This window comes from Idiomarina sp. T82-3 (assembly GCF_001577655.1).
In the GTDB taxonomy this organism is placed as follows: domain Bacteria; phylum Pseudomonadota; class Gammaproteobacteria; order Enterobacterales; family Alteromonadaceae; genus Idiomarina; species Idiomarina baltica.
In genome coordinates this window covers 1-17,577 of sequence record NZ_LSBQ01000030.1, presented here as the reverse complement: position 1 = coordinate 17,577, position 17,577 = coordinate 1, and the positions used below count along the sequence as shown (strand labels likewise).

Genomic DNA, 17,577 nt, shown 5'->3' with positions numbered 1-17,577 from the left:
TACAGTCGAGAGGGTGCGCTGTTAATGAGCGCGCAGAACGGACATAGTAGCTATAAGATAATCCTAGATGGTGAAACAGTGGCTCAGGTGGGAGATGATGTAGGTCCAGCCAGCCAACAAGGATACACGGGTCATGTTGGCGATAACACCGGGCTCGTTTATATGCAGGCACGATACTGTGATCCAGTTATCGGGCGGTTTTATTCGAATGATCCTGTTGGCTGGACTCCTGCTAACCCTGTCATGTCTTTCAATCGCTACTTGTATGTTAATAACAACCCATACAAATATACTGATCCAAATGGTGAGTTTCTTAATGCAATAGTTGATATCGCGTTAATTGCATATGATTTGGGCGATATGGCATTCAATGGCGTGAATGCTACTAATACCGCGTCTTTGGGAGCTAATGTAGCGGGCTTATTAATTCCGGGAGCAACGGGATTAGGAACTGCTGTAAGGGCTGGTGACAAAGCCGCTGATACGATTTCTGTCACTTCAAATCAAGCATTGAGGAAAGCAAAAGAAACAAACGGAATTCCAAGAAGTGCTCAACCTGATAAAACTATTAAGTCGGGAACTCCAGAAGGTAATGCTGCTGGTTTAGACTCTAGAAATGTTAAACAGTACGAGTACACCAATGGTGCTGGTGAAAAAATTACCATAAGACAAGATAAAGCTGCTACATATGGACAAGGTGGTAAAGGTGGCCAGAAGCCTCACTTTAATGCGGGAAAAACTAAAGAAGGTAAACTTAAGCAGCACCATTATTACGAGGATAAGAAGTGATAAGAGAATTCAATAGCAGCGCTAGCCCGGATGATTATCAACTTTATATGCGTGGTACATTAAAAGAAACTGAGCAGATTAAGTTGATTAGCCTGAGAAATGAGGCTAGTTATGATGCTGACCCGGAACCTGAAGTGAAAGCTCTAAGGTTACTTGTTGATTGCTTTGAAGGCAGTAAGCTGAAAGTTTCATTTCTTTGGGCCTCAGATGATACAGGAAAGACTTCTGCTCTAAGGCTAAAAAAGTTTTCGATTGCTTCGCGTAAAGTCTTTGGTTTATACAAAAGAGAAGAACATGAAGTTTTTGTTGATGACTCAAATTCAAGGTTAGTAAGCGTAGTAGAACTAGATGACTTCAGTGAAAAGCCGTTGCCAGATGAAGTGTTACACAGTGGAACTGGCCTGTTCGTCATATCATCTGATGATAAGCACTTCGAGATTAATGATCAGCTAGTTTCTAAAGATTATTCTTCGAGCGCATTTGATATTAGAGGAATTCTTGATTTATCAGGTGAAGACGGTGATGTTTGCTTGATGAGGTATTTTCCTGCTGATAATGGAAGAGATGAGTCTATCTTGTTAATAGGGCAGAAGAATTCATTATTATTTCAAAGGTTGGAAAATAACTTTATGAAATGATGTAGTTGATTCGTATTTGAATCCAAAGCCTCGCACTCTGACCTAGGAAGCGGGGCTTTGTTTTTTCTGGCTTTGGTGATTTTGGGCTGTTATCAGGGTAGGAACATTTAGCTGACTTGCTCTGTATTCAAATATTTTGAAGGTTGGCTAAAATCAATTCGCCATATTTCGAGATCTCTTACTACAATGTTTACTGAAGGAAAAATCATTTTTAAACAGTAATAGGGAAGAATTCAGTGTTGGTTCATTTAACTCCTAGAATACTTAATCGATATTCGGACATAAATGTTGAGTTGGTTGATATAACTATTCCCGATTTCAATTTACGTTTGATAGGTGGTATAGATGTGGTTGCCAGAAGGCCATATCCGAACAAATGCCATTACGTAGCTTGCAAAAAGAAACCGTCCGTAGAAACGGGGTAGAACCCACTCAGGGGAATATGTAGTTAAACGTGGCGAAGGATGGGGGTATTATGCATATTTGTTTAAGAAATCAGCATTTGCATTTTTATTTGTTTGGTTGGGAACTCTAGGCTCTAAAGATAAATTAAACACGCCTGAAAGTTAGTGTTTCTACCAAAACCGGCACCCCTCTGTCTATTGGATTTACGTTATCCTCTGTGTTAGTTCAGGAAACATGCATACCTAAACACGGCCACACAGCGCCCAATAACCCACTACGACCAAAGTCCAATTTCACCTGTATACAACTCCACCTACATTTGTTAACGACCCTAACAAAGGTTAACAATTATTCTTACAACAGGAGGGGACGTTATGGCATTTAAAAACGAAGATGATGCCAAAGCGTATTGGAAAGAGAACCTGAGCTTAATGCTTAAACTGCTCGTCGTGTGGTTTGTGGTTTCCTATGGCTTTGGAATTCTCTTAGTGGATGTGCTGAATGAAATCCGTTTCTTTGGCTTTAAGCTAGGATTCTGGTTTGCGCAGCAGGGCTCCATTATTACCTTTATCGTGCTGATTTTCCTTTACGTGCGGGGAATGGCGAAACTCGATAATAAATACGAAGTTCACGAGGACTGATGCGCTATGGATATTCAAACGCTCACATTTATTATTGTCGGTCTGACCTTTGCACTGTATATCGGTATCGCAATTTGGTCTCGTGCCGGCTCAACCAATGATTTTTATGTTGCTGGCGGAGGTGTACACCCCATCGCTAACGGTATGGCAACCGCTGCTGACTGGATGTCGGCTGCGACCTATATCTCAATGGCGGGTATTATCGCTTTCGCAGGTTATGATGGCTCGGTTTATCTAATGGGCTGGACCGGTGGTTACGTGCTGCTTGCTATGTGTTTGGCGCCTTACCTACGGAAATTTGGTAAGTTCACCGTGCCTGATTTTATCGGTGACCGCTATTACTCGCAGACAGCGCGCACCATCGCAGTGCTGTGCGCGATCTTGGTTTCGTTCACCTACATCGCAGGTCAAATGCGTGGGGTTGGCGTGGTATTCTCGCGCTTCCTCGAAGTTGATATTGCGACGGGTGTCATCATCGGTATGGTCATCGTGTTTTTCTACACCGTGCTCGGCGGCATGAAGGGGATTACTTACACCCAAGTCGCGCAATACTGCGTGTTGATGTTCGCTTATATCGTACCTGCTGTTTTCTTGTCACTCTTAATGACAGGCCACATTTTGCCGCAAACCGGCTTTGGAGGTACCGTCGCCGACGGATCCGGCCAATTCTTGCTCGAGCGGCTTGATGGGCTCTCGACCCAGCTGGGTTTTGCTGAGTACACCGAGGGTGTGCGTAGTAAAGTCGATGTGTTCTTTATTACCGCTGCCCTGATGGTGGGTACAGCAGGCTTGCCGCATGTCATTGTTCGCTTCTTTACGGTACCTAAGGTACGTGATGCGCGTCGTTCAGCGTTTTGGGCATTGGCATTCATTGCTGTTGTTTATCTGACTGCACCGACTATCGCTGCATTCGGTAAAATGAACATGATCAACACCGTTAACGGGCCCGATCTGCAAGGCGTTGAGTATGATAATGCGCCAAGCTGGATTAAGAACTGGGAAAAAACCGGTCTGATTTCTTGGGAAGACAAAAACGACGATGGTCGTATGTTCTACTCAGGTGATGAGCGCAATGAAATGACGATTGACCGCGACATTATGGTCTTGGCAAACCCAGAAATCGGTGACTTACCGGCGTGGGTTGTGGCACTGGTTGCTGCGGGTGGTGTGGCTGCTGCCTTGTCGACATCGGCGGGTCTGCTGTTGGTTATTTCAACATCGGTCTCCCATGACTTGCTCAAGCGAAACCTGATGCCTAACATTACCGATAAGCAGGAGCTGATGTATGCGCGTCTCGCTGCAGCGGTGGCCATCTTGATTTCCGGTTACTTTGGGGTCTATCCGCCCGGCTTCGTGGCGCAGGTGGTTGCCTTTGCCTTCGGTCTCGCGGCATCGAGCTTCTTCCCTGCGATCATTTTGGGTATCTTTAACAAGCGCATGAACAGCACGGGTGCTATCGCCGGTATGATCGTGGGTATTGTGTTCACCTTCAGTTACATTGTGTTCTTTAAATTTATCTCTCCAGAGTTAAATACACCTGACCATTGGTTATTTGGCATTTCGCCAGAGGGCATTGGTACTTTAGGTATGATCTTTAACTTTGTGGTGGCATTTATTGTTCACAAAATGACAGGTGATGCACCTAAAGACATTCAGGATTTGGTGGAGTCTATCCGCTATCCTAAAGGTGCAGGCGAAGCACAGGATCACTGATTTCCCAACCAGTGAGTGAAAGAGCAAGCTCCGGTGCATCGCATCGGAGCTTTTTTTATAAGGCGGACTTATGGATATCGAACGCTTTTTAACAGACTGTCCCCCGTTTGATGAGTTAACCGAACAACAGCGAACGTGGTCGGTCAATCAAATGCAGTCCACTTACATGAACGCGGACAACTGCAATGAGATTATGCGTGATTGCAGCCCTGCGCTTTTTATCGTGCGCTCGGGTGTGTTTGACCTAAAAGGCAAAGACGGCACATTAGTCGAGCGACTCGAGCAGGGCGATCTATTTGGTTATCCATCGCTCCTCAGTGGCCGTGCCATCGTCAATACGCTGCAGTGTATTGAAGACGGGATTGTTTACGTGTTACCGCAAGTCGCGTTTGATAAATTACGCAACCAATCGCGCGCGTTTGAGCGTTATTTTATCAACGCGCATGGTGAGCGCTTACTGACCGAACGACGAGGAAAGACGGCCGGCTACGACGACTACGACTGGACCGAGCAACGTGTGGAGGATGTTATTCAGCGAGCGCCGATCAGTCTCGCGAGTGATACGACGATTCAAAATGCAGCACAGTGCATGTCTGAAAATGGTATCTCTTCGATACTGGTAGTCGATAGCGACCAGTTAGTGGGCATTCTTACCGACCGTGATATTCGCAACCGTGTCGTGGCAAAGGGACTGGGATTTAATATCACTGTCGCTGCGGTGATGACTCATCTGCCTGAGTTTGTGTTTGCCCATCGTTCTTTATTAGATGCGCTGACGACCATGACGGCTAATAACGTCCATCACTTACCGGTCGTCGATGAACAGTTGCGCCCTGTCGGTATGATCACCGCCACCGATTTAATAAAGCAGCAACGCAGTGAGCCAGTCTATTTAATTAGTTCAATTTATAAGTCGACAACGCGGGCGCAGCTTGTTGAGGAAGCACAGAAAATCCCGCAATACCTGAATAGTTTTGCTTTACGAGTTAAGCAGACAGCCATTTTAGGACGACTAATGGCCTCGTTGACCGACGCTATGACCCGTCAGTTTATTAAGCTATTTGAAGCTGAAAATGGCGCGGCACCGGCACGCTATTGTTGGCTGGCTTTTGGTTCGCAAGGGCGCGAAGATCAAACCCTGAGCTCTGATCAGGACAACGGCTTATTGTTAGACGATGGACTCACCGAGAGCCAGTTAGACTGGTTCAGACGTTTGGGTGAATATGTCTGTGAGGGGTTACATGATTGCGGGGTGCCACTTTGCCCAGGCAATATTATGGCATCGAACCCTGAATGTCGTGGCACCCAGCAGCAATGGCTGGCACGTTTTGAACGCTGGACCACACATCCTACCCCCAAAGCGCTCATGTATTGCCAGATATTTTTTGACAGCCGTGCGGTAGCCGGGCAGCAAAAAATGTTTAACCAGTTTCGAGAAGCAGTCGCTGATATTGGGAAAAATGAATTTTTTATTGGCAACTTAGCTTTACTTGTTAACCGCATTTCGGTCCCGCTGGGTTTATTTAATCGCTTTCGTACTGAAGATGTAAAGCAAGGTGAGCGAATTGATATTAAGCGTTACGGTATTGCTTTGATAAATGACATTGTTCGGCTGTATTCGCTCCATCAAGGTTTGACTGAGCCTGCTACTGCACAACGGATTGAGCGATTGCAGGACAGCCGTCTTATTAGCGAACGTGACCGCCAGTCGTTACTCGAAGCTTGGCAGTTTTTAACGCAACTGAGGCTCGACCACCAGCTACGCGTTTGGCATACCGATGAGCCTAAAAATGCCATCGACCCCGATAGTTTAAGCACGCTATCGCGGCGGCAACTCAAGACCGCGTTTAAAATTATAAAGCAAGCGCAACAGGGCGTGGGGCTTAAGTTTAGTCGGCAGGGGTATTGATGGTGACGTTCAAGCATTTCAGTCAAGTGTTGAGGCGATGGAAAAAGGTACGCCAAAGTTGGATTAATCAGCGCTATGTTGTGGTGGATATCGAAACCACGGGGCTCAACCCTAAAACTGATGAAATCTTAAGTATTGCTTGGGTTGTTGTTGTGCCGCCCATGATCGATATTGGTCGTCGAAACCAGTTTACCTTGAAGCCTGTTTCGTCTGAAAAATTAGGTCAAAGTCCGATAATTCACGGTTTAACTCAACGTGATTTTGCTCACTATTCTTCAATCGATACGGTTTTAGAAAAATTAAAAGTAGAATTAAGAGGATCTTGTTTTGTTTGTCATAATGCCCAAGTAGACTGGCAGTTTCTACTACATGCCTCTAAGAATACTCTGCAAAAACTTGAACCGATAAGTGTCTTTGATACTTTACGCTATGAACACGCTGTTCAGAACAAAAATGGGCCCGTAAGAGAAGAAACGGGAATGTATACACTCTCTTCATGCAGGGCTCGGTACGGCTTGCCTAGCTACCCAGCCCATGATGCTATGGACGATGCTATTGCTTGTGCAGAACTATTTTTAGCACAATGCCTACAGACCAATGAATACAGTCTTTCCCTCCGTAAATTGCTTAAATCCTACTAGTTTTGTAACTTCTGATTTTTTAAATAACAAAATATTTACTTTTGTTTTGTGAGCTGTTAACGTTTTGAGCACTGTCACTTTAATGCTGATAAGGGTGATTGTAATAACTATAAACTCCAGGGAGTTCAGAATAATGAAATCAAGTTTCTTTAAACTAAGTTTTGCGGCAGCAGCTGTTGCAGCATCGCTTGGCGTATCATCTCCAGCAATCGCTGATGAATCAAAAGGTTTCCTTTTAGGTCAATCAGTGGATAACTCTGGTGAAGTGATTAGTGGTGTAGAGATCACCATTACTAACCTAGAAACCGGCTTGACCCGTACCGTTACCTCGGGTGCTGATGGTCAATACCGTTTTCCATTGTTGCCGCCAGGACAGTACTCATTACGTGCAACAAAGTCAGGCTATGGCACTTTACAAGAAGACATGTTGTCGATCCGTGTAGGCTCTCGTACTAACGTTGACCTGACCTTGGTTGATAGTTCAATGGAAACTATTGAGGTTACTGGCTCAGCGATCTCAATGATTGATACATCTTCTTCTGAGTCAGAGTTAGTTGTTGGTCAAGAGTTCCTTTCAAAAGTTCCAGTACCTCGTGACCTTGCATCAGTTGCTTTGTTGGCACCGGGTACGACTAAAGGTGACTCAGCGTTCGGTAACTTGACATCGTTCGGTGGCGCATCAGTTGGTGAGAACGTTTACTATGTTAACGGCCTTAACGTAACTAACTTCCGTAACGGCCTCGGTGGTTCTGAGCTTCCGTTCGAAATGTATGACACTTTCGAAGTTAAAACAGGTGGCTATTCTGCTGAATATGGACGTTCGACTGGTGGTGTTATTAACGCAACCACTAAATCGGGTTCAAACGAATTCAAAGCAGGCGCAAGTGCTTATTTTGAGCCGTCTTCACTACGTTCAGAAAAGCCTGATGTACTGTTGACTGACGAAGAAGCAATTGCTGAAAACGCCACACCTTACTACATCGTTAACAGCAACGATGAAATTGGTGAGAACAACTACAACGTTTGGGCGAGCGGCGCACTTATCGAAGATAAATTGTTCTTCTTCGGCCTCTTGAACTTTAAAGATCGCGTTAGCGATTACTCTACTGCGACACTCGATTATGATCGTGACGCATCTGATGTATTATATGCTGCGAAAATCGACTGGTACATTACTCAAAACCATATTGTTGAATTCACTGGTTGGGACAACTCAAGCGAGTTAGAAACTGACAAGTTCAACTACTCATTTGGTGATGATACTCGCGGCGACTTGCTAGGTAGCTACACACTTGACCGTGGTGGTAAATCTTATGCGGCTCAGTACACTGGTATCTTGACTGATGACTTGACTATCAGCGCAATGTACGGTGTTAACAAAGCGACTTACAGTAACGTTAACACTACTGAGCCTGCGGCAGCTGTATTCGAACAGAATTCAGGTATCCAGTTCACTTCATTTGGTTTAACTACACCAAGCGTTCAAGAAGATAAGCGTACAGCTTATCGTTTCGACGTTGACTGGTATGTACACCCAGATCACACCATCCGTGCAGGTATCGACTACGAAGATCTAGAAGCGTATGAAGATACTCGTCGCGTAGCTGATACCGCTTATTTCTATCGTGGTTGTGACTCTACAGCGATTGCGCAAGGTGACTTGCTGAACGCTGGTTGTACAACAGTTCGTTACAACACCTATGTTAACGAAGGTTCTTTCGAAACTAAGTCAAACGCATTCTACATCCAAGATACTTGGTATGTAACAAACGACATCGTTGCTCGTATCGGCTTACGTAACGAAACCTTTGAAAACTACAACAAAGCGGGCGAGAAGTTCGTTGACGTTTCAGATCAATGGGCTCCACGTATCGGTGTAAGCTGGGATATCAATGGTGACGGAACAAGCAAATTGTTTGCTAACTTTGGTCGTTACTACCTCCCAGTTGCAACGAATACCAACATCCGTTTAGCGGGTGACGAGCTCTATACCGTAACTGACTATGCTGTTGAAGGTATCAACGATGACTTAACGCCTATCGTTGATGAAAGTTCACCGCTTGGTGGTGCTGTATATGCAGACGGTACGCTGAAAGGTACTGATGAAACGGTTAATGCTGATTTGGATCCAATGTATCAAGATGAATACATCTTAGGTTTCGAAAAAGTAATCAGTGATAACTGGTCAGTGGGTGTTAAAGGTACTTACCGTGAGCTTAAATCTTCTCTTGAAGACGTTGCAATCGACGCTGGCTTCGACGCGTACTTGCAAGACGAGTTCGGTTCTGCATGTACCCTTTGTAATGGTTTCCACTACTACGTGCTAACTAACCCAGGTGGTTCAGTCACTATTTCTACTGACCCTGATGGCGCTGATGGTCCTTTAGAAGATCAGCAGTACTCTATCCCTGGTAGCTACTTAGGTTACCCTGAGTCAGTACGTAAATACGGTGCAGTTGACTTTACTGTTAAGCGTGCTTTCGCTGATGACTGGATGCTAGATGCGACTTATACTTGGTCTCACAGCTGGGGTAACAACGAAGGTTTTGTTCGTTCAGACAACGGTCAGGATGACGCGGGTCTGACTACTAACTTTGACCAACCAGGATTGTTAGACGGCGCATATGGTAACCTTCCTAACGATCGTCGCCATATGGTTAAAATCCAGGGCGCATACTCAATCACTGAAGAGTTCAGTTTGGGTGCAAACTTCCGTTGGGAATCTGGTCGTCCTAAGAACTCATTTGGCTTCCACCCAACTGACGCATTTGCTTCATTGTATGAAGCCGAGTCATTCGTTAAAGATGGTCAGCTAGTTAACCGTGGTTCTGAAGGTACTACTCCAAGTACTTGGAACCTTGATTTAACAGCACGTTACGCAATGACTATCAACGATATGGACGTAGTATTCCGTGCTGACGTATTCAACGTGTTTGACAACGATACAGCAACTGAGTACAACGAAGTTAACGAGATCTATGATGGCGGTCGCGCAGATGGCGGTTACCAAGGCGCACCAAGTGCTCTTTATGGTTTACCAACTGCATTCCAAACGCCACGTTACGTTCGTTTGAGCGCAGAAGTTAAATTCTAATCAAATCTTTGGTTAGTATTTACATCCAAAACCGGGAGCCTCGTGCTTCCGGTTTTTTAATTTAAGTCGAAAAATGGAGCAAATAAGTGGAACCGCAAGAAGTATTACGAGACGCCGAAAGTTCTGTTAAAGGACGCCGTCGAAGTGAGGCGGTGGAACAAATTAATTACCTTATTGAGAGCAACGCATTACTCGGTGAGGACTGGTTGAAAGTTGCGCATATGGCACTGGCAATCGGTGAGTCAAATAGTGCGCGACAAGCCGCCGATAGATACTATAGAGCTTCAGGCAAAACGGTTGACGCAGCAATTAAGGCAGCGGGTATCGTTGCTGAAACAGGTCATCTTAACGATGCTCTTAAGTATGTTGAGAAAGCTGCACGTAAAGACCAAGCTAACCCAGCTTTGTATCATATCGTTGGCACAATTAAGGCACAGCTTGGCCAGCTTACCGAGGCCCGCGAGAACTTAAGTAAAGTTTTATCGTTATCACCACATTTAGGCATTACTTGGTATACGTTAGCATCGATAACTGATTTTAGCCGTGTTGACGCAGTGTACAAAAAGCTGGTCGCCGCCGAACAATCGATCGCAGATAAGTCTGACCAAAACTATGCGCTATACTGCTATGCGAAAGCAAAAGCGTTCGCCGACAAGGGCGATTATGATGCCGCTGAACGGGCCATAAATGCAGGTGCAAAGCTATTTATGCATCAGCAACCATTTGATATTAAGAGAAATCGACAAGTCGTAGATAAAATTATTGCTGCAAACACAGCGGATAAACTGACCCAATTACCTTCGTCGAATACCGATGCCCAACGAACGACCGCAATTTTAGGTCTCCCACGCAGTGGAACCACCTTACTTGGGCAAATCTTGACAACGCATTCAGAATTCGCTGGCGCGGGTGAATTTGCAGGTATTGCAGCCGCGACGTTACATCTATCTAGCGAGGATACATATAATTTCCCAGCTTTTATGGAGCGTCACGGAGAGCCGCAAATGGCAGTGGACTTCATGTCAGATATTTATCATTCGGTAGCGGCTCAGCGTTTTGGCGAGACAGGCCGCTTAGTTGATAAAACATTCTTGTTGAATCGTCGATTCGGTATTTTTAAGCAACTCGCACCCAATGCAAAGGCAATTTATTTGCGAAGAGATGTCAACGATGTTGCTTGGTCGTGTTTTAAAACGCCTTTTCGAAGTGGTCATCCATGGAGTTGGCACCCCCAGTCAATTGCTGAGTACATCAAAAGCGAACATAAGTTACTTGAACACTGGCAGTCGGTTTACGGTGATGAGATTTTAGTGATTGACTATGAACAATTAGTCAGTGAACCAAGAGAAACGTTAGTTAAAATTTGTTCACATATAGGAGTTGTGTTTGAGCCCTCTATGCTGGACTTTCACCGGTCGTCCCACCCAGTTTTAACGTCAAGCTTAGGCCAAGTTCACCGAGAACTGAATGACAATGCAGTGAAGCGTTCGCAAAATTATGATCGTTTTGTTCAAGCTTTCAGACATTACTATGACAAGTAAACTTTTTGTTTTGAACTATTAAGCCGCTTGCCTTAGGTAAGCGGCTTTTTTTTGGCCTTGATGTATCTATCCATTCACATTAACTGATCCGATGTCAAACACTTAAACTCAAAGTAATACAACAAAAAAGTCACAAAGTGTTTACAGGAAAATAACTTCTTGCTAAATTCAAATTGCCTCAAACATATTTTGAGGTAAAAAACAATAAAGTTCCGGGGAGTTTCAACTCATGAAAAGCACAACTTTTCGTAAAAGTTTGTTGGCTGCAACCATTGCAGGTGTATTTAGCATGCCTGCGTTGGCGCAGGACCAGCAAGATCCTGCTTCTGATGATCAACAAGCAGAAGAAGTAGCCGAGCGCATTCAGGTAACAGGTTCTCGTATTCCACAATCAGCAAACGTTGTGAGTTCGAGCCCAATTTCTCAGGTTACCTCCGAGGAATTCGAATTCTCGGGTAACGTGCGTACCGAAGACTTGGTGAACGACTTACCACAAGTATTCCCAGGTCAAACATCAACTGATTCAAACGGTGCTACGGGTACCGCAACTATTTCACTGCGTGGCTTAGGCTCTAACCGTACACTCGTTCTAATGAATGGACGTCGCTTGGTAATGGGTTCACCATTACAGGGCGCTATCGCACCTGACTTAAACCAAATTCCAGGCGCGTTGGTTGAAAACGTAGAACTGTTAACCGGTGGTGCATCGGCTACTTACGGTTCTGACGCTGTGGCAGGTGTTGTTAACTTCATCATGAAAGATGACTTTGAAGGGGTGAAGCTCGATTATCAACACAGCTTCTATCAATACAATAACCCAAATGAGAACGACGTGGCGCAAGCTGCGCGTGATGCCTCTTTCGACTTGGCACCAGGCTCAGGTCGTGACGGTCACATGAATGACTTCTCTATCATCTGGGGTGTGAACGCTGATGATGGTAAAGGTAACTTGACAGGTTATGCGACCTATCGTGATATTAAAGCGATTACGCAAGATAACCGTGATTACAGTATCTGTTCACTCTCGGGTGGTCCTGGTTCTTATTCATGCGGTGGTTCAGGCACCATTCCAGATGGTCGTTTAACTGACTTCGTTGATTACGACTACTACATCGATCAAGGTACTTTCCAAGAGTATGATGGCCGCTTGTATAACTTTGGTCCACGTAACTATTTCCAACGTCCAGATGAACGTGTCACTTTAGGTGCATTCGGTCACTATGAAATCAACAAAAACATGGAGTTTTTTGGTGAAGTTGGTTTTGTTAAAGACCGCAGCGTATCTCAGATTGCAGAATCAGGTGCGTTCTTCCCGCAGGTTGACTTAAGCTGTGACAACCCATTCTTGTCTGAACAACAAGCGGGTGTTATCTGTGGTCCTGGTGGTCCTGCTGGCGCATCGGGCGATCCGAATGTGTGGGAAGGCGTTTATATCGGTAAACGTAACGTCGAAGGTGGTCCACGTCAGAACGATATCCAACACTTGTCTTATCGCGGTGTGTTTGGTATCCGCGGTTACCTAAATGACACTTGGAGTTACGACGTATCCGCTAACTTCGGTAACGTAACGCTAAGTTCAACCTACCTAAACGACTTAAGTATCAATAACATTGGTCGTGCATTGAATGTCACCACTGATCCTGATACCGGTGAGGCTGTTTGTACCGCAGCACTGAGTGGCGTTGATCCAAACTGTGTGCCTTGGAATATCTTTGCACCGAACATCAGCCAAGAAGCACTCGATTACCTCACGCTGCCTCTGTACGCGAATGGTGAAACTAACTTACGCGAGTATACTGCGTATGCGATTGGTAACCTAGGCGACTACGGTGTGCGCAGTCCATGGGCTGTGGGCGGTGTCGAGCTACTTATTGGTGCAACCACACGTAGCGAAGAGCTCATTTTCCAACCGGATAGTGGCTTTACTTCAGGTGATGGTGCCGGTCAAGGTGGCCCTACCATCGGTGTTTCAGGTAGCTTGAGTGTTGATGAGATCTTCTCAGAAGCAAAAATCTACTTAGTAGAAGGCGCAGACTGGGCGGATACGCTAACCATGGACTTGGGTTATCGTTATTCTGAGTACTCTACTGCGAAAGAGACCGATACATACAAAGTAGCATTGGGTTGGGATATCAATGAAACGTGGAAAGTACGTGGTAGTTTCCAACGTTCAGCGCGTCATGCAAATATCCGTGAGTTGTATAGTGCACAATCAATTGGCTTGTATGACATGGATTCTGATCCGTGTGCGGGTGCGAACCCAGAGGCCACATTGGAACAGTGTCAGCGTTCTGGTGTCACTTCTGCACAATACGGCAGTATTCCGCAAAGCCCGGCTAACCAGTACAATGCTATCTTTGGTGGTAACCCAGACCTAGAGCCTGAAACGTCAGATACTATTTCTGCCGGTTTCGTTTATCGCACCATGGACGGCGACTTCGATGTGTCAGTTGACTACTTCGATATCAAGGTTGAAGATGCGATTGGTATTGTGGCTGCAGAAACTACGCTGGACCTTTGCTTAGACACTGGCGACGCACAGTTCTGTGACCTCATTAATCGTGGTCCGGATACAGGTTCTTTGTGGTTGGCTCAAGATAATATCGTAGCGACTAACGTGAACATTGGTTTTGAACAACGTTCTGGTTTCGATGTTAACTCAAGCTACACTCTGCGCTTTGATAACGACTTAGGTAAATTGAAGTTTAACTTGGTAGGTACTTACTTCACCAAGTTCGATACTCAGCCTGTCGTTGGTCTTCGTGTGTATGAATGTGCGGGCTACTGGGGTGGCGTCTGTGGCGCTCCAAACCCAGAATGGCAACACAACTTACGTACCACCTGGGAAAACAACGATGGTTTAGCGATTTCTGCTAACTGGCGTTATCTCGGTGAGACTGCGCAGTTGGATGGCGGCGCTCAAGATATCGAATCTGAAAGCTACCTTGATTTGACTGCTCGTTATCGTTGGGGCGACAACACGACTATCAGTGTTGGTGTGAACAACGTACTTGAGAATGATCCTCCGTACCTAACAGGTGCGCCAGGCAGCAACGGTAACACATATCCAGGTTACTTTGATGCATTGGGTCGTTACGTGTTTGCGAGCATCTCTTATCAATTCATGTAAGTTAAAATTAAACGTTCACTTAACAATAAAAGGCAGCCTTCGGGCTGCCTTTTTACATTGTTTAAACATCTGTTAATACAATATTAAACATTTGACCAACAAGTAAACATTTAGACCAAAAATTAGTCAAACAGATCATTATTTTTGGTCATTTAGTTGAATTTCCCCCCTGCTAGCGTTAAAAGTCATGCACGGTGTTTCTAAGACCTCAACTTAGCGACGCCCTCTAATTCAAGTCGCGAACTTGGTTCATGACAGAATAAGAACATACACCAGGGAGTAAAAACATGACTAACAGTACCTTCCGCAAGAGCCTTACCGCTCTAGCTGTGGCGGGCAGTTTAGCTGCACCAGCATTAGCCGTAGCTCAGGATAACTCGGATGTTGAAGCAAAAAACAACATTGAAAAGATTCAAGTAACGGGTTCACGCATTAAGCGTTCAGACCTAGAGAGCGCTTCTCCTGTAGAAGTTATTTCGGCCGAGCAATTGACTGACCAAGGTCGTCTGTCGGTATCAGAAGCATTGCGTAACTTAACCTCTAATTCTTTCGGTTCTTTTGTACCTAGCTCAGGTAGCACTGCGCAGTCTCAATCAACCGTGAACCTACTCGGTGTTGGCGCTAGCCGTACATTGGTATTATTAGACGGCAAACGTGTTGCAGGTTCACCATCGCTTGGCGGTTCTTCTGCAAACTTGAGCACCATCCCGATGGCTGCTGTTGAGCGTATCGAAGTTTTGAAAGACGGTGCTTCTGCGGTCTATGGTTCTGACGCTGTTGCAGGTGTTGTAAACATCATCTTAAAAGACGATTTTGAAGGTGTTGCAGTTAACACTCAAGTCGGTCGTCCAGAAGCTGAAGGCGGCGATAACGAGAGCTTCAGCATTACTGCGGGTACTTCTTCAGACCGCGGTAACCTGACCATGGTATTTGAGCACCAGACACGTGATGCGATTTATGATCGCGATCGTCCTTACACTGCGCCGCAAATGAACGACGAGAATGGCGACGGTTTGATCTCTATCTATGACGAAACCATCGGTATTTCTTACTACGGTGCAACGCTTGTAAACCCTCAGGGCAACTACGAAGCGTCACCGCTATGTGGTGACTTGGCAAACAACGTTGAAGGCTTCGTTGGTGTACTTGACCAAGGTACTTCGTTCGGCGGTGTTGGCGGTGGTACTGTCTGTGGTTATGCATTCGCTGGCGTATCAACTAACATGGCATCAACTGACCGTAATTCATTGATGGTAAATGGTAATTATCAAATTACTGATGATATCGAAATGTACATGCGCGGTTTGTTCGCTAAGAACAGTTCATTTGGCCGTTATGCACCCGCTGCTGCGCCTTGGGAAAACATCCCAGCATCTGCATCGCACAACCCATATGACGAAGAGCTTGAAGTAGGTTACTTCCGTTGGTACCCAGTGGGTAACCGTGATGGTTACGTTGATGACTACCAGCAGGACTATGTTGTCGGCTTCCGTGGTTTCGCACTTGATAACATCGACTGGGAAGTTTACTACCAGCGCGCTGAAATGGACTACAAAACAGTCGGCCGTGATTACTTAAGTAACTCAGCGCTTAATTGGTTAGCCGCTGAAGGTGAAGACCCGTTCTCAGAAGAAAATTCTGACAAAATCGGCATCACTACCTTGACTGAAGGTAAGACAATTTTCGATCACTACTATGCAGGCTTCGGCTTCAATGCAGGTGAATTACCTGGTGGTATGGTTTCTCACTACGTAGGTTGGGAAATGTATGACCAAGTATTCGAAAACAGCTACGACGCGCAGTCTGAAGCGGGCTTAGTTGGCGGCGGCGCAGGTAACTCTGCTTCTGAAGACCGTAACGTTCAAGCGTACTTCTACGAAGTCGCTATGCCGTTCACTTACGATCTGACTGTAAGCGCTGCTTTCCGTTATGATGATTACAGTGACTTCGGTACTGCAACAACAAGCAGTTTGAAAGCCGAATATCGTCCAATCGACGACTTGTTGATTCGTGCATCATACAGCGAAGGCTTCCGTGCACCTTCACTTGAAGAGCTTTCTGCACAAGACCAGTACTCAGCGACTTATGCATACGACTACGTTGCATGCCAGACTGCCGGCGTTGAGTTGACTGAATGTCCTGAAATCCAAATTGATAACCAGATTCAAAGCAACCGTGACCTTGGTCCAGAAGAGTCTGAGTACATCAACGCGGGTATCGTTTATTCAGGTCTTGATAACTGGGACTTCCGTTTAGATTACTTCGATCTGCAAGTTGAGAACGTTATTTCTTCAGTGACTGTTCAAGACTTGATCAACATCGAGCTTGGCGGCAACTTAGACTCGTTCTTAGCGGCTAACCCTGCGTTCGACTTACAACGTCGTGCAAATGGTTCAATCGACGGTGACGTTTACACGCGTACCGAAAACGGTGCTATCTTAGCGCGTAAAGGTTTCGACTTTGAAATCGCAGCTGAATATCCACTTGGTGCGGGCTTGTTCAACGCGACCTTCGGTACTACGTACATGATGGAAGTTGAAGAAGACGTTTACTTTGGCGGTCCTAGCCAAGACATGGCGGGTTCTTCAGGTGCACCTGAGCTACGTTCACAGTTGATGTTGCAATACGCTATCAACGATTTCAACGTAACTTGGACGTCTGACTACATCGATTCAACGGGCGAAACAGACGTACTCGACACCTCATGTGGCGATGCTAACTGCTTTAACTACAACTTCGTTGGCGAGCTTGAGTCTACGACATACCACAACGTTACTTTCTCGTACAACTTAGGTAAGTACGGTAAAGCAACCTTGGGCGTTCGTAACTTGTTCGACGAAGAGCCAGTGCTTAACAGCAGCGGCGAATACACCAACCCTGAACTCTATGTTCGTGGTCACATCGGTCGTGAATTCGTAGCCGGATATCAAATCAAGTTCTAAACGAACTGATTGTTTTAAAAAAGGCTCCTTCGGGAGTAATGCCGATCAGTTAAGAAATTTTCAATGATCGGTTGACCGATCCGGCAGAGTCTTCAAAATCCATAGTCAGAATTTCTGGCTATGGATTTTTTTAT

11 protein-coding genes are annotated in these 17,577 nt (G+C 45.5%); all 11 read left to right on the top strand.

Going from position 1 to position 17,577, the window contains the following annotated elements; translation table 11 throughout:
- The coding region (locus AWU56_RS12630; protein ID WP_286682729.1) for an RHS repeat-associated core domain-containing protein at positions 1-789 on the top strand (789 nt) is incomplete at its 5' end.
- Positions 786-1,427, top strand: coding sequence for a hypothetical protein (locus AWU56_RS12625; RefSeq protein WP_286682728.1), 642 nt, complete (start codon positions 786-788; stop codon positions 1,425-1,427). The genes AWU56_RS12630 and AWU56_RS12625, both read left to right, overlap by 4 nt.
- A 236-nt stretch (positions 1,428-1,663) precedes the next feature.
- A complete protein-coding gene (locus tag AWU56_RS12980; protein ID WP_353681497.1) occupies positions 1,664-1,852 on the top strand; it encodes a DUF6012 family protein in 189 nt (62 codons plus the stop codon).
- Between the two features lie 354 nt (positions 1,853-2,206).
- A complete protein-coding gene (locus tag AWU56_RS12620; protein WP_006954159.1) occupies positions 2,207-2,473 on the top strand; it encodes a DUF4212 domain-containing protein in 267 nt (88 codons plus the stop codon).
- Between the two features lie 6 nt (positions 2,474-2,479).
- Positions 2,480-4,186 (top strand): sodium:solute symporter family protein, encoded by a 1,707-nt coding sequence (locus AWU56_RS12615; protein ID WP_071463248.1) that lies wholly within the window; start codon positions 2,480-2,482, stop codon positions 4,184-4,186.
- 70 nt (positions 4,187-4,256) lie between these two features.
- Positions 4,257-6,095 carry a DUF294 nucleotidyltransferase-like domain-containing protein gene (locus tag AWU56_RS12610; RefSeq protein WP_286682727.1) on the top strand — a complete coding sequence of 613 codons (1,839 nt, stop codon included), beginning with the start codon at positions 4,257-4,259 and terminating at the stop codon, positions 6,093-6,095.
- Positions 6,095-6,736 (top strand): 3'-5' exonuclease, encoded by a 642-nt coding sequence (locus AWU56_RS12605; RefSeq protein WP_286682726.1) that lies wholly within the window; start codon positions 6,095-6,097, stop codon positions 6,734-6,736. Before AWU56_RS12610 ends, AWU56_RS12605 begins: the two co-directional genes overlap by 1 nt.
- Positions 6,737-6,869: 133 nt before the next feature.
- The gene (locus AWU56_RS12600; protein WP_286682725.1) at positions 6,870-9,830 is read left to right on the top strand and encodes a TonB-dependent receptor; all 2,961 of its coding nucleotides are present in this window, start codon (positions 6,870-6,872) and stop codon (positions 9,828-9,830) included.
- A gap of 86 nt (positions 9,831-9,916) precedes the next feature.
- The gene (locus AWU56_RS12595; protein ID WP_286682724.1) at positions 9,917-11,371 is read left to right on the top strand and encodes a tetratricopeptide repeat-containing sulfotransferase family protein; all 1,455 of its coding nucleotides are present in this window, start codon (positions 9,917-9,919) and stop codon (positions 11,369-11,371) included.
- A 229-nt stretch (positions 11,372-11,600) separates the two neighbouring features.
- Complete coding sequence (locus AWU56_RS12590; RefSeq protein WP_286682723.1) at positions 11,601-14,501, top strand: TonB-dependent receptor plug domain-containing protein; 2,901 nt, start codon at positions 11,601-11,603, stop codon at positions 14,499-14,501.
- A 287-nt stretch (positions 14,502-14,788) separates the two neighbouring features.
- Positions 14,789-17,443 carry a TonB-dependent receptor domain-containing protein gene (locus AWU56_RS12585; protein ID WP_286682722.1) on the top strand — a complete coding sequence of 885 codons (2,655 nt, stop codon included), beginning with the start codon at positions 14,789-14,791 and terminating at the stop codon, positions 17,441-17,443.
- Positions 17,444-17,577 lie beyond the last annotated feature (134 nt).

What these genes read in the sequence shown, in the direction of transcription:
- AWU56_RS12605 (WP_286682726.1), top strand. Translation starts at nt 6,095, where the DNA reads ATGGTGACGTTCAAGCATTTCAGTCAAGTGTTGAGGCGATGGAAAAAG.
- AWU56_RS12610 (WP_286682727.1), top strand. Translation starts at nt 4,257, where the DNA reads ATGGATATCGAACGCTTTTTAACAGACTGTCCCCCGTTTGATGAGTTA.
- AWU56_RS12620 (WP_006954159.1), top strand. Translation starts at nt 2,207, where the DNA reads ATGGCATTTAAAAACGAAGATGATGCCAAAGCGTATTGGAAAGAGAAC.
- AWU56_RS12585 (WP_286682722.1), top strand. Translation starts at nt 14,789, where the DNA reads ATGACTAACAGTACCTTCCGCAAGAGCCTTACCGCTCTAGCTGTGGCG.
- AWU56_RS12615 (WP_071463248.1), top strand. Translation starts at nt 2,480, where the DNA reads ATGGATATTCAAACGCTCACATTTATTATTGTCGGTCTGACCTTTGCA.
- AWU56_RS12600 (WP_286682725.1), top strand. Translation starts at nt 6,870, where the DNA reads ATGAAATCAAGTTTCTTTAAACTAAGTTTTGCGGCAGCAGCTGTTGCA.
- AWU56_RS12590 (WP_286682723.1), top strand. Translation starts at nt 11,601, where the DNA reads ATGAAAAGCACAACTTTTCGTAAAAGTTTGTTGGCTGCAACCATTGCA.